The following is a 21,651-nucleotide window of genomic DNA, read 5'->3' as shown; positions in this document are numbered from 1 at the left end:
TGCGGCATCCGTCCCGCCCCGCCGGCCGGAAACCGCGGCGGCCCGCCGGTAACCCCGGCGGGCCGTAGCGGCGGGGTCAGCGCCGGGGTGACCGGTCCTTGGCGACCTGCTCCTCGACTGCCCGGTCGACCTCCTCCTTGCGCTCGCGGGCGCGCACCCGCTCGTGGTGGTCGGCGTCGACGATGTCGAGGAACACCTCACCGAAGGCCGGGCACCGGGTGCGCAGCTCGCGCTTGATCCGCTCGCTGACCTCCTCGACGTCCTCGCTGTCGATGCCCTCGCGCAGGTCGACCCGGGCCGCGAGCAGCGCCGAGTCCACCCCGAGGCGCATGGTCTGCAGCACGGCCACGGTGTCGATCTCCTCCTGCTCGGCGAGCAGCTCGTAGGCCTCCTGCTGCAGCCGGGGGTCCACGGCCTGTCCCACCAGCAGGTCGCGGGCCGAGCGGCCGAGGCCGTACGCGACGAGCACCAGCAGCAGCGCGATGGCCAGCGCGGCCGCCGCCTCCCAGCGCGACGAACCCGTGAGCTGGTGGCCCAGCACGCCGCCCGCGGCCAGCAGGACGCCGAGCACGGCGGTGGCGTCCTCCGCGAACACCGTCCGCACCGTCGGGTCCTCGCTCCTGGAGACCTCCTGCAGCAGGGTGCGCCCGTGGGTGCGGGCCCGGCCGCGCAGCTGGACGACCGCCCGCAGCAGCGAGGTGCCCTCGGCGACGAGGGCCACCGCCAGGACGACGTAGGTGATCAGGAAGTGCCCCGATCCCTCCGACTCCGGCGACAGCCAGCTGTGCAGCCCCTGGTAGAAGGAGAAGCACCCGCCGGTCACGAAGATGCCGACGGCCGCGAGGAGCGCCCAGAAGAAGCGCTCCTTGCCGTAGCCGAAGGGATGCTGCGCGTCGGGCTTGCGGCGGCTGAAGCGGACCGAGGCCAGCAGGAAGACCTCGTTGAGGGTGTCGGCGACCGAGTGCGCGGCCTCGGCGAGCAGGGCGGGGGAGGCGGTGATGACGCCGACGACGGCCTTGGCGATCGCGATCGCCACGTTCGCCAGCAGCGCGACCAGCACCGTTCCCCGGGTCGTGTCGTCGTCCTCCGCCTGCCCGGAGCCCGGGGGCTTGCCCGTGTCGGTGCCGCTGTCCGCGGCCTTTTCGGTGTCTGTGCCTGTGTCGGGAGTCATGGCGGTGTCGTGCGACCTCCGGGCCGGCGGAAGGCGGCTGGCGCCGCCGGTTGTCGGAGGTCGGCTACCCCTCCGGCCGCCCCGTACGCGACGGCGGGCCGATTGAGCGGTGCGGACGGGGTAGGAGTCAGCCATGGACGGTCGGGCGGCGGGCGGGATCACCCTCGGCGTCGAGGAGGAGTTCCTGCTCCTGGACGCGCGGACCGGACTGCCCGCCGCGCGTGCCGCCGAGGTGCAGGCCGCCGCCGACCTGGAGCCGGTCCTCGGCGCGGGCGAGGTGGACAACGAACTGCTGCAGGCCCAGGTGGAGGTGGCCACCCCGATCTGCTCCGGCCTCGCCGAGGTCGAGGCGCAGCTGCGGCGGCTGCGGCAGGCGGTCGGCGGCGCGGCCCTGCACACCGGGTGCCGGCTGGCCGCGACCGGCGGCGCGCCGCTGTGGTCCCGCGACGCGACGCCGGTGACCGAGGAGCCGCGCTATCAGGACATGCGCACCGACGCCGCCCGGCTGGTCGACGAACACCTCATCAACGGTATGCACATCCATGTCGCGGTGCCCGACCGGCACGCCGGTGCCGCCGCGCTCGGCCGGGTCCGGCCGTGGCTGCCGGTGCTGGTAGCGCTCGGCGCGAACTCGCCCTTCTGGGACGGCCGCGACACCGGGTTCGCCAGCTGGCGCACGGTGGTCTTCGGCCGCTGGCCGGTCAGCGGCTCGCCGCCGTACACCGCCGACGCGGCGACGTACGAGCAGCGGGTGGACGCGCTGGTGGACACCGGTGTGATCCGCGGCAGGCGGCAGGTCTACTGGCACGCCCGGCTCTCCGAGCGCTATCCGACGCTGGAGATCCGCGCGACCGACGTGCAGCTCGACGTCGCCAGCGCCGTCACCCTCGCGGGCCTCGGGCGGGCCGTGGTGGCGACCGGGTTGCGGGAGGCCGCCGCCGGGACGCCCGCCCTGGACCCGCCGGGGAGCGTGCTGCACGCGGCCGGCTGGCACGCGGCCAGGCACGGCGTCGACGCCGACCTGGTCGACCCGGTGCGCGGCAGGCCCGCCAAGGCCGCCGACGTGGTCGGCGCGCTGCTGGAGTACGTGACGCCCGCGCTGGAGGAGTACGGGGACGCGGAGCGGGTCGCCGGCGGCCTGACGGAGCTGCTCGACGGCGGCACCGGCGCGGCCCGCCAGCGCCGGGCGGTGCGCGGCGGCGGCATGCCCGCCCTCCTGGACCTGATCGCCCCCGCCCCGGGAACCGTCTAGGACTCAGGCACCGGCGGTCGGGGCGGGGCCCGCGACGAGCAGCCGGTATCCGTAGTCCACGGCGGACCGGCCGAGCAGGTCGGCGTGCCGCCGGTGCCAGGCACCCGACGCCAGATCGCCGCGCAGCCGCTCGGCCGCCGCCTCCACCACGGCGGGCGGCAGCTGGGCGAAGGTGGAGCTGGCCAGCCGCACAGCCGGGTCGAGATAGGCCTCGGGGCGCCGCCAGTAGGCGATCTGGAAGCCGTCCGTGAAGTCGTGCGGGATCGGGAAGGGCAGCACGGTGTGCGCGCCGAGGGCCTCGGCGACGACGTCCAGCGGGGTGAAGCGGGCGTGCTCCATCTCCCGGATCTCCGGCAGGTACTCCTCGATCAGCCACAGCTCCGGCCGGAAGACCGGGTCCCAGGTGAAGACGACCTGCCGGCGGGCCACCCGGCGCAACTCGCCGAGACCGCGGCGCAGGTCCGGCCAGTGATGGACGGTCATGACCGCCATGGCCGCGTCGAAGGAGCCGTCGGGGAACGGAAGCGCGTCGGCTGACGCCTTCACCTTCGCCGCCCCCGGGTGCTGGTCCAGCATGACCCGCGAAGGATCGACCGCGGTCACCGCGGCGCCCACCGGCTCGTAGGAGCCGGCGCCCGCGCCGACGTTGACGACGCTGCGGGCACCGTCCAGGGCCCGGGTGATCAGCGCGTGCAGCCGCGGATCGGGCCGCCGGATGTCGCGGTAGCCGGTGCCGATGCGGTCGTAGACGGCAGGCGTGCCGTCGGAGGCGGAGTTCATGAGGGCCAGCCCACCAGGCGGAAGGTGCGGCGGCCAGAGATTCAACAGGCGCCGAACGTTGCCGTCCCGGGCCCGAGTCGGTGGGCCTCGGCCGCCGGGCCGGGCACGCGCCGCCCGGCCGGCGCCGATCGGGCCACGGGGGAGCGAGTGCCGGGCCGCCCGGGCGGCGTTGCTACAGTCCGCCCATGTCTGCCTCCTCCTCGCGCGACTCGCTGGCCGGTGCCGGCTGGGAAGGCCACGAACCCGGCACGTACCGGGAGTTGATGCCGCCCAAGGTGAACAACCTGTCGTGGCTGAACCCCAGCACGCTGTGGAAGGCCCGCAACGGCCCGCTGGCCTCGCTGTTCGGCGACCCGACCGGCGCCGACCGGCAGCGGTGGGTGCGGGCGCAGGCGGCCGGTGGCGACCTGGTCATCACCAGGGACGACCCGGCGGAGTTCTCCTTCCTGCTGCTCGGCGACACCGGCGAGGGCGACGACCCGCAGTACGCGGTGGTGCCCGGCTTGCTCAAGGCGGGCGCCGGCACCCGCTTCGCGGTGGTGTGCAGCGACGTCCTCTACCCGGTCGGCAGCGCCAACGAGTACGGCCGCAAGTTCTTCCGCCCGTACCGCGACTACCCGGCGCCGATCTACGCGATACCGGGCAACCACGACTGGTACGACGGCCTGACCGGCTTCATGCGGGTCTTCTGCCGGGCGCCCGCACTGCCGCCGGGGCCCCGGCCGCGGCCGCTGTCGGCGGCCTGGTGGCGCGGCCTGCTGTGGCGCCCCTCGACCACCCCGGACGACGAACGGCTCGACCGGGCACGGGAGATGCGCGGCGCACCGGAGCAGGCGGCCGCGCAGCCCGGGCCGTACTGGGCACTGGACACCGGGCCGGTACGGATCATCGGCATCGACACCGGGCTGCTCGGTGACATCGACCGCGAGCAGGGCGAGTGGCTGCGCCGGGTGGCCGCGGGGCCCCGCCCGAAGATCCTGGTGACGGGCTCTCCCCTCTACGTGGACGGCGAGCACCACCCGTGCACGATCGAGGGCGGCGGCACCGTCGACGAGATCGTCCGCGACCCCGAGCACCACTTCGTCGCCGCGATAGGCGGCGACATCCACAACTACCAGCACTATCCGGTGGACGTGGACGGCCGGCGGATCGAATACGTCGTCTCCGGCGGCGGCGGCGCCTTCATGCACGCCACCCACACCATCCCGCGGGTCGCGGTGGGCGGCGTGGTCGAGGAGGAGTTCCGCTGCTACCCGATGCGCGGCGACTCGCTGGCCTTCTACAGCCGCTTCTACGGCGACCGGCTGCGCATGCGGCGGCTGTTCGCGCTGACCCCCGACGAGGCGGCCGCGGTGATCGCCGAGCGGCTGGAGGGCACCCCGGTACGCACCGCGGCGGGCCCGGCCCGGGTGACGCTGCGGACCCGCTTCGTCGCCTCGGCCCTCGGCGTGGCGCCGCGCGCGACGAGCGGCGTGCGCCGGTTCCGGCTGCCGGTGCGGCGGGTGCTGACCCGGGTGCTGTCGCCGGGGGGTGCGACCTACAGCCCGCCGTTCTTCAAGAGCTTCCTGCGGCTGGACGTCGGCGCCGACGCGATACGGGTGCGGTGCTTCGCCGCGACCGGGCTGCGGGCGCAGGAGGAGGACCCGCCGGTGGAGGACGACTTCACGATCAGGCTGTGAAGGGGAGTTTCCGGGGCAGGTGTACGTCGAACCCCCGACGGAGGTGACCATGGCGTACGACTCCTCGATGCGGGCCACAGGATGGGCCCGTTCGCTGCCCCTGAGCAGCGAGATCAGAACGGCCCGCGAGTGGACCAGGCGGCATCTGGAAACCCTCGGCTGGTCCGCCAGCGAGCCGGAGACGGTCGACGCCGTCCTGCTCACGGTCTCCGAACTGGTCACCAACGCGCACCGCCACGCGCACAGTTCGGCCCAGCTGGTGCTCACCTGGGACGGCACCTGCCTGCACGTCAGCGTGCACGACTCGTCGCCCGCGCTGCCCAGCCCGAACCTGCCGTCCGCCGACGCGCTGGGCGGGCGGGGGATGTTCCTGGTCGACGCCCTCGCCGACACCTGGCAGGCCCGCCCGTGCCCGGACGGCAAGACGGTCACGGCGTGCTTCCGGCTGCCCAAGGACGGCGACGGCTGAGGGAGGCGCCGGCGGCCCGGCGCTGCCCGATCCGGGCACGGGCGGCCCGGGAGGTGCCCCCACCCTCCGCGTTGCGATCGCACGCACCAGGCACCGCGGCCCCCGCCCTACCGGGCGGACGACGCCATGTGTCAGACATGGCCCTGGGAATGGCGTCGCCGCATCGTACTCACGCCACCGCCCTGCCGGGGCAGGTCAGCCGGCAGTCACCGTGCTCTTCCTGCGGGCGCGGTAGGCGGCCGCCTTGATGCGGTTGCCGCAGGACTCCATGCCGCACCACTGCCGGCGCGTGCCACGGGACCTGTCGATGTAGACCCGGGTGCACTCGGGGTTGCCGCACTCCTTGAGCAGCGGCACGTCCGCACCGCTCAGCAGCTCGACGGCACGCCGGGCGACCGCCGACAGCGCCTCGGCCGGCGTCGCCTGCGTCCAGCGCCCCTCGGCGGTCAGCTGCGGCACCGCGGAGGGGGTGCGGGCGGCGTCGTTGACCAGGGCCAGCGCCTCCGGGTCGTACTCCTGCCCGAGGCGGCGCGCGGTGACGAGCCGGTACACCGCCTCGCGTACCGCCGTCGCCTGCGCCACGTCGCCCGGGCCGCCCGGGGTGATGGCGTCGACCACCCCGGACTCCAGATACCAGGCGTCGAGCCGGTCCGGCGTCACGAACATCTCGAAGCGCGCCGACCGCCGGGCACGCAGGGTCGCCGCGAAGTCGAGCGCCGGATCCCCGCAGACGAAGACATGCTCAAGGTTCATGTCACCACTCTGGCAGGTGACCGACAGGCCGGCAAGAATCCCCGGCTGCCGGAGCGGGTCACACCGGCGGGGCCCCGATCTCCGCCAGCTCGCCGCCGGCCAGCCGCAGCCAGCGGTCCACCCCGATCCCACGCAGGAAGCGGTCGTCGTGGCTGACCACCACGAAGGCCCCCTGGTAGGAGTTCAGCGCGCTCTCCAGCTGGGCGGTGCCGAGCAGGTCCAGGTTGTTGGTCGGCTCGTCGAGCAGCAGCAGGTGCGGGGCCGGCTCCGCGCACAGGACGCACGCGAGGGTCGCGCGCAGCCGCTCCCCGCCGGACAGCAACCGCACGGGGAGATGCGCCCGCGCGCCGCGGAAGAGGAAGCGGGCGAGCAGGTTCATCCGCTCCGCCTCCGGCCGCTCCGGGGCGGCGGCGGCGAAGTTCTCGGCGACCGTGCGGTCCGGGTCGAGCAGGTCGAGCCGCTGCGACAGATACGCGATGCGCCCGTCGGCCCGTCCGGCCTCGCCGCTCCCCGGGGCCAGGTCGCCGTGGACCAGGCGCAGCAGCGTGCTCTTCCCCGCGCCGTTGGGGCCGGTCAGCGCGATGCGCTCAGGACCTCGGATGGCCAGGTCGACCCCCGCTCCGGCGAACACCTGCCGATCGCCGAGCGCGATCCGCAGCTGCTCGCCGAGGAAGAGGGTGCGCCCGGCGGGCACCCGGGTGTCCGGCAGGTCCAGGGCGATGAGCTGCTCGTCGCGCAGCGAACGGCCCGCCTCGTCGAGCCGGGCCCTGGCCTCGTCGACCCGGCCGGCGTGCACCTGGCCCGCGCGGCCCGCGGACTCCTGCGCGCCGCGTTTCATGGTCCCGGCGAAGATGCGGGGCAGGCCCGCGCTCCTGAGGTTCCTGGCGGCGTTGCCGGCCCGGCGCTCGGCGCGCTCCCTTGCCTGCTGCATCTCGCGCTTCTCCCGCTTCAGCTCCTGTTCGGCGTTGCGGACGTTCTTCTCGGCGGCCTCCTGCTCGGCCCGCACGGCCGTCTCGTAGTCGCTGAAGCTGCCGCCGTACAGCCGCACGTCGCCGGCGTCCAGCTCGGCGATGCGCTCCATGCGGTCGAGCAGTTCCCGGTCGTGGCTGACCAGCAGCAGGCAGCCGGTGAAGTCCTGCACCGCCTCGTAGAGCTTGAGGCGGGCCTCGCGGTCCAGGTTGTTGGTGGGTTCGTCGAGCAGCAGCACGTCGGGCCGCTTCAGCAGCTGGGCGGCCAGGCCCAGCGAGACGACCTGGCCGCCGCTGAGCGTGCCCAGCCGCCGGTCCAGGCCGAGGCCGGTCAGGCCGAGGCGGTCCAGCTGGGCGCGGGTGCGCTCCTCGATGTCCCAGTCGTCGCCGATGGCGGTGAAGTGCTCCTCGGCGACGTCGCCGGACTCGACGGCGTCCAGGGCGTGGATCACCGCGGCGACGCCGAGCACGTCGGCCACCGAGAGGTCGCCGGTCAGCGGGAGGCTCTGCGGGAGGTGGCCGAGGGTGCCGGCCACCGACACGGATCCGGCGCCGGGCCGCAGGTCGCCGGCGATCAGCCGGAGCAGGGTGGTCTTGCCGGCGCCGTTCGGGGCGACCAGGCCGGTACGGCCGGGGCCGACGGTGAAGGACAGGTCCTGGAAGACGGGGGTGCCGTCGGGCCAGGCGAAGGACAGGTTCGAGCAGATGACGGACGCGTCGGACATGGGGGTGACCTCGGGGGTGCGGGGCAGCAGGACGCACCTGTGCCCCGGGCGGCGGACAGGGAGGGAAGCGGGGACGACGACGCAGCCAGTGCGGCGGCGCTCCTGAGCGCCGGCGTGGCCGGTCGGATCCGGGTGTCACCCGGAGATGTCGTCGTCTACCAGCATGTCCGCACTCCTCGACAAACGATCAACGTCAGCTTCAGCTTAACAGCGGGCCCCGCCCCGCCGCCGGGTCATTCCTCCCGACCTCGCGGAAAGTGGCGGCGGAACCGCCGCCGCGGCCGGGCCGGACATGGAATCGTGCGGGCCTCGGAGGCGTTGACACCACTGAAGCCTGTGGGCCGGCGGGCGTCACAGCCGGGCCGCCCACGACGGCGGCTGTCCATGACGTGATGAGCGCGGAGAGGAACGAGATGGCCACGCAGATGCAGAAGGCGGTACTGGCGGGCGGCTGCTTCTGGGGGATGCAGGACCTGCTCCGACGGCTGCCGGGTGTGACCGGGACCCGGGTCGGCTACACGGGCGGCGACGTACCGAACGCCACGTACCGCAACCATGGCACCCACGCGGAGGCCATCGAGATCACCTTCGATCCCGAGAAGACCGACTTCCGCACCATCCTGGAGACGTTCTTCCAGATCCACGACCCGAGCACCAAGAACCGGCAGGGCAACGACATCGGTCTGAGCTACCGCTCGGCGATCTACTACGTGGACGACGAGCAGAAGCGGATCGCCGAGGACACCATCGCCGACGTGGACGCCTCGGGCCTGTGGCCCGGCAAGGTGGTCACCGAGGTCGAGCCCGAGGGCCCGTTCTGGGAGGCGGAGCCCGAGCACCAGGACTACCTGGAGCGGTACCCGGACGGGTACACGTGCCACTTCCCGCGGGCCGGCTGGCGGCTGCCCGCCCGTACCACGGGCTGACCGGACCGCCTCCCGCAGCGGCGCCGCCGCGCCGCTGCGGGACCCCGACCGTCGTGCTGTACTGGCCAGATGGAGCGCAAGCACCACAATCTGGTCTTCCCGGGGCACACCGGGCGGCAGGGCGCCGCGGACGCCGCCGTCGCCCGGCTGGCCGAGCAGGTGCGCACCCGGGTCCGGCTGACCATCGAGATCACCGCCCGGGCGGGTGAGTACCGCCGGGGCCTGCTGGGCGCGGTGAACCGCCTGAGCCCGGAGGAGGCGGCGATCGTCGCCGACCTGGAGCAGCACGGCCTCCAGGTCCCGCAGCTGCACGACGTGCTGTGCGGCGGGCACGTGCTGGTGGACGACCCGGAGCTCTACGAGAAGTGGCGGGCGGCCAAGGGCAGCCACCCCCGGCTGTCCAGCCACCACCGCGACATCGACAAGACGCTCTACCCCGACATCGGCATGCGCGGACACGTCGTCCGGGAGAAGCTGCACGGGCGCACGGCGACCGGCACCTGGGTGCAGCTGGAGAAGACGCCGGCCGCGTTCGGCGGCCGGAAGATGCCCAGCCTGGACGACCTGCGGCACCTGATGGACTACGTCGTCTACCGCTTCACCGGCAGCAACGTCGGCCCCTGGGGCCTGTCGCGGATGACCGAGCGGCGCCCGATGTATCTGTCCCCGATCGTGGCGGTGCCCACCACGCTGACACCGCCGGTCGCGCGGTCGCTGACCAAGGCGCTGCGCAGGATCGAGAAGGCAGACGACGTCACCGCCGTCTCCACCAGGCTCGCCGGGCACTTCCCGCCCCCTGACCGCCCCGACCTCGCCGGTGAGCTGGGCCAGGCGCTGTCCCGCAGGGGCGGGCGCGGCCTGTTCGGCAGCTCCGAGGTGTGGATCACCCAGACACCGTCACGCAGCGCCGCCGCGGTCCTCCGCACCCGCGGCGAGCAGCCACCCGCGGTGCGACTACGGCCGACGGGAGGCCCGCGATGAGTCACGAGCAGCGCGACGAGAGCCTGCCCGGCACGGCGGGCCCGCCCGCTCACACGGCGCCGGGCACCGCCCCCGGCGAGGCGTCCGTCCCGTCCGGGCTGGTCACCGCGGTGGTCAACCTGGTGCACACCGGGCCGGTACTGCTCGGCGCCTACACCATCGCCGAACTCACCGCGGTGGACGCGATCGTGGACTTCCTGGAGGCCCGGCCCTCGGAGGACGAGCTCACCGAGGCCGTCAGGTCGCTGGCGGCGCGGGAACTGCTGCTGGCCGGCGACTCCGGCGAGCAGGTCCAGGTGCGCGGCGACCTGGGCATCGCGGTGGCGTTCCAGCAGCGCGCCCGGGTGGTGCTCGACGCCCGCACGAGCGGTACCGGACCGGGGGAGCCGTGGCGGATCCTGCTGCTGCCGCAGCCCGAGCAGATCTGCCTGATGGTCCGCATCGACGCCCTCGGCGTCCACCAGATGGGCCTGTACGTGCTGGACGAGGCCCTGCGCATGGTCACCGACTGGCTGCCCAAGGGCAGTGCGGCCGACCACGACGAGCGCACGCTGGACGCCGACGCGCTGCTCGACGCGGCCGAGCGCTCCTCACTGGTCACCGTCACCCACTACACCGCCGAGGGCTCCGCGGAGATCGCCGGCGAGAGCACCGACCTGGTCCTCGCCCGCCACGACGGCCGGCTGCACGTCCTGTCCCGCGACCCCGACCGGCCGGACGAGCTGGTCCCGACCCCGCTCGACGGCAAGGACGCCGTCCGCGACCGCCTCGCCGAACTGCTGCACTAGGCCGTGTCCCCCGCCCGCGCGGGTCGCCCGGCGGGCCTGGAGCGGCCCGGCAGGTGACCCGCCCGGGGGTGTGACGGGCGGCCCGCGGGGTGCGGGAGTCCTAGCCGAAGACCTCCATCTCGTAGAGCGAGTAACCCCATTGACCCGACTTCTGCGTGCCCTGCATGCGCACGTAGCGGGCCGACCCGCTCACCGGGACCTTCTCGGTGCCGCCCGCGGAGTTCGTCTGGGTGACGAGGTCCCGCCAGGTCGAGCCGTCGGTGGACGCCTGCAGTTTGTCGCACTTCGCGTACGACTCCTCCCACAGCAGGTCGATCCCGCTGAGGGCGTACGTGCCGCCGAGGTCGACCTGCAGCCAGCTGCTCGCGTCAGGGCCGGCGCTCCAGCGGGTGGACAGGTCACCGTCGAAGGCCTTGGCGGCGCCCTGGTCGCTGCTGGACTCCGACGAGGCGGAGGCCGGCTTGCCCTGCGCCAGATCGGTCTTCGGCGCGTCGAGGGTCAGGTCCAGGGTGACCGTCCTGCCCTTCCGCAACGGCAGCACGCGGGCGATGGAACGCGTCCTGGCCGGCGAGACCCCCGGCCCCGGCTCGCCGCTGACCCGCCATCACCTGCGGGCGATCGACGGCATGCACAAGCTGACCCGCGGCCTCCAGCCGCACGTGCCGACCCCCGCCGAGGGCGCCGACTGGCACTTCGCCACCCAGCTGGTCCAGGCCCGCGCGGTGGCGGCGGGAACCGAGTGGCTGCGCTCCCGCGAGCGGTGCGGCGGGGTCGTCGTCTGGCAGCTCAACGACTGCTGGCCGGCCGGCAGCTGGTCGGCCGTCGACAGCGCCGGGATCGAGAAGCCACTCTGGTACGCCCTGCGCCACGCCTTCGCGCCCCGGCTGGCCACGGTGCAGCCCGTCCACCCCGGTCCGACCCACGACCCGACCGGTACCGCAGGCCTGCTGCTCGCCCTGGTCAACGACACCGGCGCCGACTGGCACCGGACGTCCTCGTGCTGCAGATCGGACTCGACGGCCAGGAGCACGCCCGCGCCCGGCTGCGGCCCGGCTGCCCGGCCGGCGGCCTGCTCCACCTGCCGCTGGACCCCGCGGTCTGCCGGCCGGCCGACCCGCACGCCGAGATGCTCGTCGTCGAGGCCGACGGGGTCCGCACCACCTGGACGTACCGGCCGGACCGGGAACTGGCCGGCCCGCGCCCGGAGCGTACGGTCGAGCCGGCAGCCGTCGGCGGCGGGCTGCTGGTGACGGTCACCGCCGGGACGCTGCTGCGTGACCTGTGCGTCTTCGCCGACCGGCTGGCCGCGCCGCTCGGGCTCGACCCGCACGAACTGGTGGTGGATGACGCCCTGGTCACCCTGCTGCCGGGGGAGCGGCGCACCTTCCGGGTGACCCGCAGGGACGGCCTGCCGATCACCGGGCAGGGCGGCGCCGCCCTGCCCGGCGCCGACCTGCTCGACGTGGCGGTCCGGTCGGCCGGCGAGCTCACCGGCTGACCGCGGGGGCCCGCCGGTGGCCGGGCCCGCCCGGCTACCGGCCCGGCAGCGATCGAGGCAGCCCGAACCACGGCAGCGTGCTGTTCTCGAACCGCGTCATGGCGCTGATCCGGTCGCCGGAGAGGGTGACGGCGATCAGGCCCGTGCCGTGCCGGACGCCGGTGGCCGCGTGCAGGTACGCCCCGAAGGCAGGCTGGCCGTTCGCGCGGGTCGCGACCAGGTCGAAACGCCGGCCGTCGCGGAAGAGACCGGCACAGAAGCGGGCCACCAGATCGCGGCCCTCGTACTCCAGCGGCATCGGCGGCATCGACATGAAGACGTCGTCGGTGAGCAGCGCGATCAGCGCGTCGAGATCGGCGGACTCGTAGGCGCTGACGAACCTCGCCACCAGGGCCTGCTCGGCCGGTGAGCCGGCGGCGGGGGCCGGCTCGCGCTCGGGCGCGGGCAGCCTGCGGTGCAGGGCGGCGCGGGCGCGCTTGAGCGCGCTGTTGACCGAGTCGAGCGTCGAGTCCAGCATCGCGGCCACCTCGGCGGCGTGGAATCCGAGGACGTCGCGCAGCAGCAGGACGGCCACCTGGCGCGGCGGCAGCACCTGCAGCGCGGTCACGAAGGCCAGCGAGACCGACTCGCTCTGCTCGTAGCGCGCCTCAGGCCCGAGCGGGACGCCGCCCACCCCGTCCAGCGCGGCGTCGGGGAAGGGTTCGAGCCAGACGACCTCGCCCAGCCGGGTCGGCTCCGGCGGCTGGACACCGGGGACGTTCCACTCCCTGGCCGGGCGCCGGGCCGCCGAACGCCGCGCGTTGAGGCACCGGTTGGTCGCGATCCGGTAGAGCCAGGTCCGCAGCGAGGCACGGCCCTCGAAGCCGCCCAGACCCTGCCAGGCGGTCAGCAGCGCGTCCTGCAGCGCGTCCTCCGCGTCCTGGAACGAGCCGAGCATCCGGTAGCAGTGCACCTGCAACTCCCGGCGGTAGGGCCCGACGAGCTCCCGGAACGCCTCACCGTCCCCGCCTCGCGCCCGGTCCAGCAGGCCGTCCGCCGCCGCGGTGGCTCCTACGTTCTTCCGCACCTTTTCCATCCCTTCCCCGCGCCTGGTCCCGCTCCGTGCAGACACCGGCCGGGGCCCGAACTGGGCGGTCGCCGGACGCCCACTTGCCAGGAAGCGCGGTGTCCGCACCACCGAAGACCGCGGCGATACGCGGACAGGTACGGATCGCCGCAGTGAAGCAGGGGAGAGGAACGCAGGCAATGATGCTCAAGGACAAGGTCGTGGTGGTCTACGGCGCCGGAGGGGCGATCGGGGGCGCGGTCGCCCGCGCCTTCGCCAGCGAGGGGGCCAGGCTCTTCGTCACCGGACGCCGCAGGGAACCGGTCGACGCCGTCGCCGAGGAGATCGCCGCGGCCGGCGGATCGGCCGAGGCGGCCACCGTCGACGCGCTGGACGAGCAGGCCGTGGACAGCCATCTGCGGTACGTGGTTGAGCAGGCGGGGCGCCTGGACGTCTCCTTCAACGCCGTCGGGGTGCCGGACACCGAGGTGGTGGGGGTGCCGCTGGTCGACCTGGACGCCGACCGGTTCTCGCTGCCGATCGCCGACTACACCAGGTCGTACTTCCTGACCGCCCGCCTGGCGGCCCGGCGGATGATCGAGAACGCCTCGGGGGTGATCATGACGCTGACCGCGCTGCCGGCCCGCTCGGGCACCACCCTGGTCGGCGGCTACGCCCCGGCGCAGGCCGCCAAGGAGGCGCTGACCCGGAGCCTGTCCGCGGAACTGGCGCCGCACGGCATCCGGGTGGTCGCGCTGCGGCCGCACGGCATTCCCGAGACGCCCTCGATGCGGGAGGTCGCCGGGCTCAAGGCGGCGGGACTGGGCTACGAGCAGTTCCAGAAGTACCTCGCCGACTCCACCCACCCGCGACGGGTCATGACGCTCGCGGACGTGGCGGGAGCCGCGGTCCTGATGGCGAGCGACCGGGCGAGCGGCCTCACCGGCACCACGGTCAACCTGACCATGGGCGGTCTGGACGACTGACCGGCGAGCCCCGGGGCCGGTACGGCACGCACCGCACCGGCTTCGGGGCGCCCGGCCGCCGGCCGGTCAGGCCAGGAAGGCCGCGGTCGTCGCGGTGAAGCCGGCCGGGTCGTCCAGCCAGGGGTAGTGGCCCGCGGCCGGCTGGACGCTGACGGTGGCGTCGGGGAAGAGGGCGGCCACCTCGCCGGTCGGGCGCGGCGGGCTGTTCACGTCGTACTCGCCGGTCAGCAGCAGCACGGGGGAGGGGAAGGCCGCCAGGGCGGCGCGGGTGGCGGGCGGGGTGAAGGCGTCCTCGGCCCCGAAGAGCGCGACGGCCTCGTCGTTCGCCGGCCGGCCGGCCGCGTGATGGTCGCGGGCCCCGGCGTCCCAACGGCCGTAGAAGAACGGTGTGGTGGCCTCCGCGTCGGCCGGCGTGCCCGCTCCCGAGGTGAGCGCCGCCAGGGCGGCGAAGGCCGTGGGGAACCACGGCTCGTGCGCGCGCAGCCCGGCGACCTCGCGCCGGACGTCCCCGGTGACCGGGATGCCGACGGCCCGGGTGCTGGGGCCGATCAGGGCGAGCCTGCGCAGCCGGTGCGGGTGGCGGGCCGCGTACTGCACCGCGGTGTTGGTGCCGCCGGAGTGGGCCAGCAGGTCGATCAGCGGCAGGCCGAGGTGGGCACGCAGCGCCTCGACGTCCTCGACCTGGCGGTCGCTGCGGTAGGAGGAGGGGTCCTGCGGCACGGCGGAGCCGCCGGTGCCGCGCGGATCGAGCAGGACCAGCCGGCGGTGGGCGGACAGACCGCCGAGATCGCCGAGGTAGCGGGCGTCGGTGGGGCCGCCCGGCAGGCACAGCAGCGGGGGGCCGTCGCCGGTGACGCGGTAGGCGAGCCGGGTCCCGTCGGATGCGGAGAAGGTGGGCATGGCGCGCAGTCTTGCAGCCCATAACTCGGTTGTACAACCGGGTTATATTTCCTGGATCCAGGTATACAACCAGCTATGGCAGAGGACATGCGACGCGCACCCGAGACGCTGACCGAGGAGCAGGCCGCCCGGATGCTCGCCGACATGAACGACGTCATCCGGGCCGGCGAGGAGATGCGGAAGCTGCGTACGGAGATGATCCAGGTCTTCGCGGGCTTCGGCTGGACCCAGGACCGGATCGCCCGGCTCACCGACATGAGCCAGCCCGCGGTGTCCAAGCAGGTGGCCAGGCACCGGACGGGCGAGCCGGCGCCGCCGCTCGGGCTCGGCCTCGACCAGGGCGACGCACCCTGGCTCGAAGGACGGCTCTGGGCCCTGGCCGAGGAGATCGCCGAGACCTGCGACGCGGCCGCCTGCGCACGCCACGTCCAGGCCGTCGCCAGGGGGAGGAAGCGCTTCACCCCGCAGAGCGTGGACGAGCTGCGCCGCCTGGTCGAGGAGGACCTGCGGGTGCGCCACGCCGAACTGCCCGCCGCCTACCGTGCCGCGTACGACACGATCAGCCGCGGCCTGGACCTCCCCGACCTCTCGGCCGCCGCCCCCGCCGCACCGGCCTCGGTGCGCCGCGCCCTGGCCCGCCAGATCCAGCGCGACCGGCTCAGGGGCGACGGCTAGCCCGGCGGATCCGCGCCGGTGGTCGCCAGGGCGGCCCCGTGCGGGTCCCCCCGTCCGGCCCGGGGGCCGGGCAGGGAGACCCGTCGCCGGCTCAGCGGTGGAACGCCTCGCGCACCGAGCCGCCGACCACGGCGCACCAGGTGCTCAGGTCGACCTTGCCGTCGGGCCTGAGGCCGTGCAGGCGCTGCATGGACTGCACCGCCTTCATCGTCGGGTGGTCGAACTCCCCGGTGGCGGTCACCTCCGCGTAGCCCTTGCGGGCGAGCATGAACTGCAGCGCGGTGACCGGCAGGCCGGCGGCGTGCTTGTCGAGCGGCGGGGCGAGGGCCTCCCACGTCGTGGTGTCGAAGGTGGAGTCCGGCGTCACCGGGATGCCCCGGGTGGTCTGGAAATCAGCGAGCGCGTCGTTCATGTCGTAGCCGAAGACGCCGTCCGGTGTGAGCGCGTAGCCGGCGTTGTCGAGCAGGTACTGCCCCACCTGGACGACCGGGCTGTCCACGAAGCGCCAGATGTCCGGCCACCGGCGGGCCGGCGCCGCGGACGGCTTGACGTCCATGGCGCGCAGCACCCGGGCGCGGATCATCGGGAACTGCGCGTAGAAGGCGATCCCCGGGCAGTCGGTGATCCGGAAGTCCCAGTGGCCGAAGATGTCCCAGGCGTTCAGCTCGAACTTCCCGCACACCGCGACGCACAGCTGCACGAGCGAGTCGAGCAGCGCCTCGGGCGGCGTCTCGGTGATGTACGTGCCCTCGTTCTCGATGCCGATGGCGTTGCCGTTCTCCCCGGGGCAGTGGGCCGCGGTGACCTGGTGCTCGCCGGCTTCCAGCGTCTCCAGGCTGCGGTGCCGGCCCTCCAGGACGTAGCCGCCCCGGCTGACGGTGAAGTGCTGGCCGGTGTCCGCCCAGCCGTTGGTGTCCATGTGCAGGTCCTGGCAGTCCTTGGCCAGCTGGACGGCGTGCTCGCGGGAGTAGTCGGTGACGTTGGGGAATGCCATGTGGTGCAGGATGATCTTGTTCGTCGTGTTGCCGGTGATCTGGATCGGGCTGGACGGCGGCCGGGCGCCCCAGCTGTCGCAGTCGATGATCCAGGGGAACTCGGCCGAGGGCTCGGCCTCGGCGGTACCGGGAAGGGCGAGTCCGGTGCCGACAACCGCGGCGACCGCGGTTCCCAGTCCGACCCTGAACAGCGTTCGGCGATCCACCTCGTGCTCGTGCAAGGCCATGCATACTCCGCATTGGACAGTGGGCGGCAGCTTTTCGGCTGCCGATGACCCCCGGAGAATATGAAGCCGGCTGACGCCTGGTCGGGAACTTCTCAAGATTGGGGTCCGCTTGCGGGGAAGATCCCCTTTGCGGCCCCCTGATCGGCGGACGTTCCGGCTGCGCATTGCCGTGTCCGGAATGGGTACCCGAGGTGCGGAAAGACTTTCCCGGGCAACCATCGGAGGCCCACCATGGCGGTCACCCACCCCGCACGGTCCGTGAACCCGCACCTGCCGGACGAGGGGCTGAGCGTCCCCGAGGACACGGTGCAGGGGGCCGGGCAGACCTCGCCGGCCGAATCGGGGATCTCCTCGCTCGACGGTCCCGAACGCCTCCCGCTCAGCCGCGGCTGGGCCACGGCACCGATCATCGGCATCATGTTCGTCGTCGGCATCTTCGCCGCCGGGGCGCTCGGGATGGCGATCGAGCTCATGCTCTGACCCGCGGCGGCTCCTCGTAGCGAAGGGTCCCGATCCGGCCGCGGCGGGCGTGGTGCCCGTCACGCCGGATCCGGGAATTGATCAGCACCCCCGGCGGCTGTCCCATGACGGCGGGCCGCGGACCCCTGAGGCCCCTTCGGACAAGGAAGTTGATCGCATGTACAAGAAGATCCTGGCCGCCGTCGACGGTTCGTCCCACGGCGCAGGGGTGCTGGACACCGTGGCGTCGCTGGCCGGGCTGACCGGCGCGGCCGTCCACGTCATCCACGTCAGGCCCTCCCAGGTCATCACCGACGGCATCTCCGGCGGCGTCTACACCGCCGAGAACCCCGCGGAGGGCAAGCAGGTCGTGGACGAGGCGCTCGCCACGCTGCGGGCCGCCGGGATCACCGCGGACGGCGAGGTGGACGAGGGGCTGCGCGAGGACCTGGCCGGCATCCTGGTCGAGCGGGCCGCGGCCCTGGGCAGCGACCTGATCGCCGTCGGCCCCGGCCACTACAACGGGATCTCCGCGCTGCTGCACACCAGCGTCAGCCGCGGCGTGGCGAAGGCCGCGCCGGTCTCGGTGCTGCTGGTCCGCGCCGAGGCCTGAGCCCCGGGCGGGGCCGGGTGAACTGACGGCGGCCCGGCCCCGCGTGCGGCACTACTCGCCGCGTGCGGTCAGCACGTAGTGCAGCGTCTGCCAGTGCTTCCTGCGGTGCAGGAACGGCACCAGGAAGCCGTGCAGGACCGGGTACTTGCGGGCGAGGGCCTTCGCCGCCGCGGCCGCCTCCGCGCCGCCGAGCAGAATGGCCCGCGCCTGCTCGGGAGCACCGGTGGGCTTCCCCCGCGCAGTGCACGGCGCGATCTCGACGTCCGGGTTGTTCCGCAACCGCTTGACCTTCCAGGCCGCGCTGTAGGTCCTGAAGACGGGCCGGTCCCCGTCGAAGGCGATACTCACCGCCGTGCCGACCGGGGTGCCGTCCCGCTTGTACGTGGTGAGCAGGATCGTCTTGTGCCTGGTGAACCGCGCGAGCGGCGAAGGGGTACTCGTCATCGGCTGCCTCCGGTCTCCGCGGCCCGCGGGCGCGGGCCACTGAGTACGACGGGGCGCCCGGCCCCCTCGTGACATGTCCGGCCCCATCGTCCTGTCCCGGCCGGCACAAGGACAGCCCCCGGCGCCCGCGCGGCAGGCACGGCCGCCGCCGCGGCCCGGCTCCCGCAGTGCCGCGCGGAGCCGCCGAGGACCCCGCCGCCGGGTGTCAGCCGCCCGGACCGCGCCAGATGTTGTCGAAGGCGGCCTGCTCGATGTCCCGCCGCTGGCGTACGGCGTCCAGCTCCATCACCGCGTCGCCGACCGTCGCCAGGACGGCGACGACCGCCTCGTCGGCCACCGCCGGGTCGTCGGAGGGCGCTTCCGCCTCACCGGCGGCCACCTCCTCTTCGGCGGCCGGCGGCTCGTCGCCCGACCCGGGGCGGATGCCGAGCGCGCCCGCCAGGAGCGCGAGGACCGGTTCGCCCGAGGTCCAGCGCTCGGTGGCGCGCCGCCTGGCGGGTGTGTCGGCGGGCGTCGCGGGACCCGGCCGGCCGGGGAGCAGCCGCCGGTGCTGCCGGGTGATCTGCCCCTCGGACTCCATGACGTCCACATACGCCGCGGACAGCGCGCGGCCCCTGCGCCACAGCCAGTCCTCGACCGACTCGTACGGCCGCTGCCGCACCAGCGCCGCCGCGGCCTCGGCCAGCAGCCGGTCGTCCGGCGTGCTCCCGGGCCCTGGCACCAGGAGCTCGCCGTCCAGCGTGACGAGGCCGGCGTCGAGCAGATCGACCAGTTCGGCGCCGGCCAGGACGAGCGAGAGGTCGCCCGACTCCACCGGGCGGCTCGACTCCACGTCCATGGCGACGATCAGCAGGTCCTGCGGTGTGGTCATGAGCGGCTCCACGTCGGGGCGCGCGGCCGGACGGCACGCGCTTGCGGTACACGACCGACGGTAACCCGGCAGCCGCGCGGACGGCCGCCCGGGACCGGACGTACCACGCACCTGCGTCATGCCGAGCGGCGTCTTCGGGTCGCCTGTAGCGTGAAGACGAGGATTTCCGGCGGGTGCCGGGATCGGCGGTCGACGGCCGGTGGACGAGCGGACAAGGGGCTCTGGATGGGATCGGATGCGGCCGGGGCGCCCGCTGCCGGTGAGCCGCCGGCCGGCGCCGGCCACGACGGGCAGGGCGGCGGCCGGCCCGGCGACGAGAACGACGCGGCCGAGGTCGGGCACGGGCCGAGACTGGCCTCGGTGGTGGTCTTCGTCCGCGACCTCGACCGGGCGATGGAGTTCTACCGGGAACTGCTGCTGATGCGGGTCGCGGTCCGCACCACGACGGCCGCGCTGCTGGTCGGCTCGGCCGACACCCAGCTGTATCTGCGCGTCATGGGCTCCGGCAGTGAGCACCCGCTCGGCGCCATCGGCGTGCAGTACGTGATCTGGACCGCGAACAGCGCCGACGACCTCCAGCGCTGCGAGCGGCTGCTCAAGGAGCGCGCCGCCCACATCTCCTCCAAGGAGACCGCGGACGGCGTGACGGTGGTCGAGGGCCGCGATCCCGACGGCCTGCCGCTGGTCATCGCCTTTCCCGGGCCGCACGGCGCGGCCCGGCAGGAGATCATGGCGCGGATCTACGCCTGGTGACCGGCGGCCGGCGGGAAGGTGCGGACCGGCGAGGAGGTGCGGGCATGACCGAGGACACCGGGTCCGGCGCCCCGGGCCGGGACGGGCCGGCGGCCTCCCTCGAGGAGCAGCTGCGCAGGCTGGAAACGCGCCAGCGCAGGCAGCGCCGGCTGCTGGACGCGGTCGTGGCCATGAGCGCGGACATGGACATGCGCAGCGTGCTGCACCAGATCGTGCTGGCGGGCATCGACCTGGTGGACGCCCGCCACGGCTCGCTCGGGGTGGTCGGCGAGGGCGGCAACGTGGTCGACGTCATCACGGTCGGCACCAAGGAGTGGGCCCCGGGCCAGCCGCCGGGGCACCCGGCGACCCGGAGCGTGCTGGGCGTCCCGCTGACCGTACGCGGCACGGTCTACGGCAACCTGTGCCTGTCGGGCAAGAACGACGGGACGCCCTTCAACGACGACGACCAGACCCTGCTGGCGGCGCTGGCCAGCGCCGCCAGCGTCAGCATCGAGAACACCCGGCTCTACGAACGGCTGAAGTACACCACCGAGCAGTTCCAGCGCAGCCTGCTGCCCGCGCTGCCCGACATTGCCCCGATCGAGGTGCGGGCGCGCTACCAGCCGGCCTCCGAGCTGCCCAATCTCGGCGGCGACTGGTACGACGTCCAGATCCTGCCCGACGGAGTGGCCTGCGTCGTCGTCGGCGACGTCACCGGGCACGACCCCGGGGTGGCCCCGGTCATGGGGCAGTTCCGCAACATGCTGCGGGCTCTGGCCCACGACCGGGGCGGGCCGCCGGGCATGATCGTCTCGAAGCTGGACGACGTCGTCGCGACCCTCATCGACCCGCCCGCGGCCACCCTGGTGCTCGGCCGGCTGGAGGAGCGCAGCGCGGGGGAGTACACCTTCCACTGGACCAACGCCGGGCACCCGCCGCCGCTGCTGGTCACCGTGGACGGCGCCGTCTGCTACCTCGCCCCGCCACGGCACGGCATCCCGGTCGGTGTCGACACCCGGCTGCCGCGGCCCGACCACGAGTACCCGCTGCCGCCGGGGAGCACCCTGCTGCTGTTCACCGACGGCCTGGTCGAGCGGCGCGGCCAGGACATCGACGAGGGCCTGCGTGCGCTGGCCGCGCAGGCGGGATCGCTGGCCACGGCCCCGCTGGACGTGTGGTGCGACGAGGTCATCGCCAACCACGGCCAGGTCTTCGACGACGACGTGGCGGTGCTCGTCGTACGGTTCCCGCGGCGGCCGGCCCTCTGACGGCGGCGGCACGCTGCGGGGCCTGCTACTTCTTCGGGCCGGCCAGCCACTCGGCGAGGACCGCGGCCTGGCTGCGGTCCACGTCCTTGGTGGCGGTCAGCAGCGTCAGCCGCCCGTCGCCCGCGAGCCCGCGCAGGCGCTCCGCGGCCGTACGGTGGCCGGCGTCGCGCAGTTCGGCCTGGTAGCGGCGGCGGAACTCGGGGAAGCGGTCGGGCTCGTGCCCGTACCAGCGCCGCAGGTCGGTCGAGGGGGCGATGTCCCGCAGCCACTCGTCCAGGTGCGCGTCCGCCTTGCGCATGCCGCGCGGCCAGACCCGGTCCACGAGCACCCGCGTGCCGTCCTGCGGTGTGGTCTCCTCGTAGACTCGGCGATAGGTGATCGACTGGGCCATGGCAGCACCTTCCGCTGACGGGTCACCCCGAGTTCCTCCATTTTACCGGCGG

General features: G+C 74.0%; 25 protein-coding genes. 13 read left to right on the top strand and 12 right to left on the bottom strand.

Features of this window, described 5'->3' with window-relative positions; genetic code table 11:
- Window positions 1-76: 76 nt before the first annotated feature.
- Window positions 77-1,171 carry a cation diffusion facilitator family transporter gene (locus OG702_RS02190; RefSeq protein WP_327287147.1) on the bottom strand — a complete coding sequence of 365 codons (1,095 nt, stop codon included), beginning with the start codon at window positions 1,169-1,171 and terminating at the stop codon, window positions 77-79.
- Between the two features lie 133 nt (window positions 1,172-1,304).
- Between OG702_RS02190 and OG702_RS02185 the strand changes: the two genes are divergently transcribed.
- The gene (locus tag OG702_RS02185; protein WP_327287146.1) at window positions 1,305-2,423 is read left to right on the top strand and encodes a carboxylate-amine ligase; all 1,119 of its coding nucleotides are present in this window, start codon (window positions 1,305-1,307) and stop codon (window positions 2,421-2,423) included.
- A gap of 3 nt (window positions 2,424-2,426) precedes the next feature.
- Here OG702_RS02185 and OG702_RS02180 read toward each other — a convergent pair whose 3' ends face one another.
- The gene (locus OG702_RS02180) at window positions 2,427-3,203 is read right to left on the bottom strand and encodes a class I SAM-dependent methyltransferase (protein WP_327287145.1); all 777 of its coding nucleotides are present in this window, start codon (window positions 3,201-3,203) and stop codon (window positions 2,427-2,429) included.
- Window positions 3,204-3,388: 185 nt separating this feature from the next.
- Between OG702_RS02180 and OG702_RS02175 the strand changes: the two genes are divergently transcribed.
- The gene (locus tag OG702_RS02175) at window positions 3,389-4,882 is read left to right on the top strand and encodes a metallophosphoesterase family protein (RefSeq protein ID WP_327287144.1); all 1,494 of its coding nucleotides are present in this window, start codon (window positions 3,389-3,391) and stop codon (window positions 4,880-4,882) included.
- Window positions 4,883-4,931: 49 nt separating this feature from the next.
- On the top strand, window positions 4,932-5,351 hold the full coding sequence (locus OG702_RS02170; RefSeq protein ID WP_327287143.1) for an ATP-binding protein: 420 nt from the start codon (window positions 4,932-4,934) through the stop codon (window positions 5,349-5,351).
- Between the two features lie 195 nt (window positions 5,352-5,546).
- Here the strand turns inward: OG702_RS02170 and OG702_RS02165 are convergent, their stop codons facing one another.
- Window positions 5,547-6,104 carry a CGNR zinc finger domain-containing protein gene (locus tag OG702_RS02165; RefSeq protein WP_327287142.1) on the bottom strand — a complete coding sequence of 186 codons (558 nt, stop codon included), beginning with the start codon at window positions 6,102-6,104 and terminating at the stop codon, window positions 5,547-5,549.
- Between the two features lie 58 nt (window positions 6,105-6,162).
- Complete coding sequence (locus OG702_RS02160) at window positions 6,163-7,797, bottom strand: ABC-F family ATP-binding cassette domain-containing protein (protein ID WP_327287141.1); 1,635 nt, start codon at window positions 7,795-7,797, stop codon at window positions 6,163-6,165.
- Between the two features lie 413 nt (window positions 7,798-8,210).
- Between OG702_RS02160 and msrA the strand changes: the two genes are divergently transcribed.
- The 3 genes from msrA (at window position 8,211) to OG702_RS02145 (ending at window position 10,492) form a co-directional block, all read left to right on the top strand.
- Window positions 8,211-8,723: a peptide-methionine (S)-S-oxide reductase MsrA gene (gene msrA, locus OG702_RS02155; RefSeq protein ID WP_327293057.1), complete on the top strand. Its 513-nt coding sequence runs from the start codon at window positions 8,211-8,213 to the stop codon at window positions 8,721-8,723.
- 69 nt (window positions 8,724-8,792) lie between these two features.
- A complete protein-coding gene (locus OG702_RS02150) occupies window positions 8,793-9,704 on the top strand; it encodes a hypothetical protein (protein ID WP_327287140.1) in 912 nt (303 codons plus the stop codon).
- The gene (locus tag OG702_RS02145; RefSeq protein ID WP_327287139.1) at window positions 9,701-10,492 is read left to right on the top strand and encodes a hypothetical protein; all 792 of its coding nucleotides are present in this window, start codon (window positions 9,701-9,703) and stop codon (window positions 10,490-10,492) included. The genes OG702_RS02150 and OG702_RS02145 overlap by 4 nt, the downstream gene beginning before the upstream one ends.
- Before the next feature lie 100 nt (window positions 10,493-10,592).
- On the opposite strand, the gene OG702_RS02140 is transcribed toward OG702_RS02145, so the two are convergent.
- Together OG702_RS02140 and OG702_RS02135 are read right to left on the bottom strand one after the other, a co-directional pair.
- Entirely contained in the window at window positions 10,593-11,033 is a 441-nt protein-coding gene (locus OG702_RS02140) for a discoidin domain-containing protein (protein ID WP_327287138.1), read from the bottom strand.
- Between the two features lie 63 nt (window positions 11,034-11,096).
- Window positions 11,097-11,384, bottom strand: a complete 288-nt coding sequence (locus OG702_RS02135; RefSeq protein WP_327287137.1) for a hypothetical protein — start codon at window positions 11,382-11,384, stop codon at window positions 11,097-11,099.
- Window positions 11,385-11,489: 105 nt separating this feature from the next.
- Here OG702_RS02135 and OG702_RS02130 point away from each other — a divergent pair, with 105 nt between their 5' ends.
- A complete protein-coding gene (locus OG702_RS02130) occupies window positions 11,490-11,990 on the top strand; it encodes a hypothetical protein (RefSeq protein ID WP_327287136.1) in 501 nt (166 codons plus the stop codon).
- A 34-nt stretch (window positions 11,991-12,024) separates the two neighbouring features.
- Here OG702_RS02130 and OG702_RS02125 read toward each other — a convergent pair whose 3' ends face one another.
- Complete coding sequence (locus OG702_RS02125) at window positions 12,025-13,056, bottom strand: sigma-70 family RNA polymerase sigma factor (RefSeq protein WP_327287135.1); 1,032 nt, start codon at window positions 13,054-13,056, stop codon at window positions 12,025-12,027.
- A 98-nt stretch (window positions 13,057-13,154) separates the two neighbouring features.
- Here OG702_RS02125 and OG702_RS02120 point away from each other — a divergent pair, with 98 nt between their 5' ends.
- Window positions 13,155-14,021 carry an SDR family NAD(P)-dependent oxidoreductase gene (locus OG702_RS02120; protein WP_327287134.1) on the top strand — a complete coding sequence of 289 codons (867 nt, stop codon included), beginning with the start codon at window positions 13,155-13,157 and terminating at the stop codon, window positions 14,019-14,021.
- A 66-nt stretch (window positions 14,022-14,087) separates the two neighbouring features.
- Here the strand turns inward: OG702_RS02120 and OG702_RS02115 are convergent, their stop codons facing one another.
- Window positions 14,088-14,921 (bottom strand): alpha/beta fold hydrolase, encoded by an 834-nt coding sequence (locus OG702_RS02115; protein ID WP_327287133.1) that lies wholly within the window; start codon window positions 14,919-14,921, stop codon window positions 14,088-14,090.
- A gap of 87 nt (window positions 14,922-15,008) precedes the next feature.
- Between OG702_RS02115 and OG702_RS02110 the strand changes: the two genes are divergently transcribed.
- The gene (locus OG702_RS02110) at window positions 15,009-15,596 is read left to right on the top strand and encodes a sigma-70 family RNA polymerase sigma factor (protein WP_327287132.1); all 588 of its coding nucleotides are present in this window, start codon (window positions 15,009-15,011) and stop codon (window positions 15,594-15,596) included.
- A 91-nt stretch (window positions 15,597-15,687) separates the two neighbouring features.
- Here OG702_RS02110 and OG702_RS02105 read toward each other — a convergent pair whose 3' ends face one another.
- Window positions 15,688-16,818 (bottom strand): peptidoglycan recognition protein family protein, encoded by a 1,131-nt coding sequence (locus OG702_RS02105; RefSeq protein WP_327287131.1) that lies wholly within the window; start codon window positions 16,816-16,818, stop codon window positions 15,688-15,690.
- A gap of 231 nt (window positions 16,819-17,049) precedes the next feature.
- On the opposite strand from OG702_RS02105, the gene OG702_RS02100 reads away from it, so the two are divergent.
- Both OG702_RS02100 and OG702_RS02095 read left to right on the top strand, forming a co-directional pair.
- Window positions 17,050-17,298, top strand: coding sequence for a DUF6480 family protein (locus tag OG702_RS02100; protein ID WP_327287130.1), 249 nt, complete (start codon window positions 17,050-17,052; stop codon window positions 17,296-17,298).
- Window positions 17,299-17,455: 157 nt separating this feature from the next.
- Window positions 17,456-17,890, top strand: coding sequence for a universal stress protein (locus OG702_RS02095; protein ID WP_327287129.1), 435 nt, complete (start codon window positions 17,456-17,458; stop codon window positions 17,888-17,890).
- A 51-nt stretch (window positions 17,891-17,941) separates the two neighbouring features.
- Here OG702_RS02095 and OG702_RS02090 read toward each other — a convergent pair whose 3' ends face one another.
- Window positions 17,942-18,334, bottom strand: coding sequence for a PPOX class F420-dependent oxidoreductase (locus OG702_RS02090; RefSeq protein ID WP_327287128.1), 393 nt, complete (start codon window positions 18,332-18,334; stop codon window positions 17,942-17,944).
- Window positions 18,335-18,539: 205 nt separating this feature from the next.
- A complete protein-coding gene (locus tag OG702_RS02085; protein WP_327287127.1) occupies window positions 18,540-19,205 on the bottom strand; it encodes a GOLPH3/VPS74 family protein in 666 nt (221 codons plus the stop codon).
- 225 nt (window positions 19,206-19,430) lie between these two features.
- Between OG702_RS02085 and OG702_RS02080 the strand changes: the two genes are divergently transcribed.
- Together OG702_RS02080 and OG702_RS02075 are read left to right on the top strand one after the other, a co-directional pair.
- Window positions 19,431-19,958 (top strand): VOC family protein, encoded by a 528-nt coding sequence (locus tag OG702_RS02080; RefSeq protein ID WP_327287126.1) that lies wholly within the window; start codon window positions 19,431-19,433, stop codon window positions 19,956-19,958.
- 44 nt (window positions 19,959-20,002) lie between these two features.
- Window positions 20,003-21,208, top strand: a complete 1,206-nt coding sequence (locus tag OG702_RS02075; protein ID WP_327287125.1) for a SpoIIE family protein phosphatase — start codon at window positions 20,003-20,005, stop codon at window positions 21,206-21,208.
- Window positions 21,209-21,233: 25 nt separating this feature from the next.
- On the opposite strand, the gene OG702_RS02070 is transcribed toward OG702_RS02075, so the two are convergent.
- A complete protein-coding gene (locus OG702_RS02070; RefSeq protein WP_327287124.1) occupies window positions 21,234-21,599 on the bottom strand; it encodes a DUF488 domain-containing protein in 366 nt (121 codons plus the stop codon).
- Window positions 21,600-21,651: the final 52 nt, after the last annotated feature.

It is taken from the genome of Streptomyces sp. NBC_01198, from assembly GCF_036010485.1.
Lineage (GTDB): Bacteria > Actinomycetota > Actinomycetes > Streptomycetales > Streptomycetaceae > Actinacidiphila.
Note: the sequence above shows the minus strand (reverse complement) of the source record. Positions and strands in the feature narration are given on the sequence as shown.

Coding starts and splice junctions, on each gene's coding strand:
- OG702_RS02110 (WP_327287132.1), top strand. CDS start 15,009: ATGCGACGCGCACCCGAGACGCTGACCGAGGAGCAGGCCGCCCGGATG.
- OG702_RS02180 (WP_327287145.1), bottom strand. CDS start 3,203: ATGAACTCCGCCTCCGACGGCACGCCTGCCGTCTACGACCGCATCGGC.
- OG702_RS02085 (WP_327287127.1), bottom strand. CDS start 19,205: ATGACCACACCGCAGGACCTGCTGATCGTCGCCATGGACGTGGAGTCG.
- OG702_RS02100 (WP_327287130.1), top strand. CDS start 17,050: ATGGCGGTCACCCACCCCGCACGGTCCGTGAACCCGCACCTGCCGGAC.
- OG702_RS02160 (WP_327287141.1), bottom strand. CDS start 7,797: ATGTCCGACGCGTCCGTCATCTGCTCGAACCTGTCCTTCGCCTGGCCC.
- msrA (WP_327293057.1), top strand. CDS start 8,211: ATGGCCACGCAGATGCAGAAGGCGGTACTGGCGGGCGGCTGCTTCTGG.
- OG702_RS02150 (WP_327287140.1), top strand. CDS start 8,793: ATGGAGCGCAAGCACCACAATCTGGTCTTCCCGGGGCACACCGGGCGG.
- OG702_RS02175 (WP_327287144.1), top strand. CDS start 3,389: ATGTCTGCCTCCTCCTCGCGCGACTCGCTGGCCGGTGCCGGCTGGGAA.
- OG702_RS02190 (WP_327287147.1), bottom strand. CDS start 1,171: ATGACTCCCGACACAGGCACAGACACCGAAAAGGCCGCGGACAGCGGC.
- OG702_RS02095 (WP_327287129.1), top strand. CDS start 17,456: ATGTACAAGAAGATCCTGGCCGCCGTCGACGGTTCGTCCCACGGCGCA.
- OG702_RS02105 (WP_327287131.1), bottom strand. CDS start 16,818: ATGGCCTTGCACGAGCACGAGGTGGATCGCCGAACGCTGTTCAGGGTC.
- OG702_RS02145 (WP_327287139.1), top strand. CDS start 9,701: ATGAGTCACGAGCAGCGCGACGAGAGCCTGCCCGGCACGGCGGGCCCG.
- OG702_RS02070 (WP_327287124.1), bottom strand. CDS start 21,599: ATGGCCCAGTCGATCACCTATCGCCGAGTCTACGAGGAGACCACACCG.
- OG702_RS02090 (WP_327287128.1), bottom strand. CDS start 18,334: ATGACGAGTACCCCTTCGCCGCTCGCGCGGTTCACCAGGCACAAGACG.
- OG702_RS02115 (WP_327287133.1), bottom strand. CDS start 14,921: ATGCCCACCTTCTCCGCATCCGACGGGACCCGGCTCGCCTACCGCGTC.
- OG702_RS02185 (WP_327287146.1), top strand. CDS start 1,305: ATGGACGGTCGGGCGGCGGGCGGGATCACCCTCGGCGTCGAGGAGGAG.
- OG702_RS02075 (WP_327287125.1), top strand. CDS start 20,003: ATGACCGAGGACACCGGGTCCGGCGCCCCGGGCCGGGACGGGCCGGCG.
- OG702_RS02080 (WP_327287126.1), top strand. CDS start 19,431: ATGGGATCGGATGCGGCCGGGGCGCCCGCTGCCGGTGAGCCGCCGGCC.
- OG702_RS02170 (WP_327287143.1), top strand. CDS start 4,932: ATGGCGTACGACTCCTCGATGCGGGCCACAGGATGGGCCCGTTCGCTG.
- OG702_RS02165 (WP_327287142.1), bottom strand. CDS start 6,104: ATGAACCTTGAGCATGTCTTCGTCTGCGGGGATCCGGCGCTCGACTTC.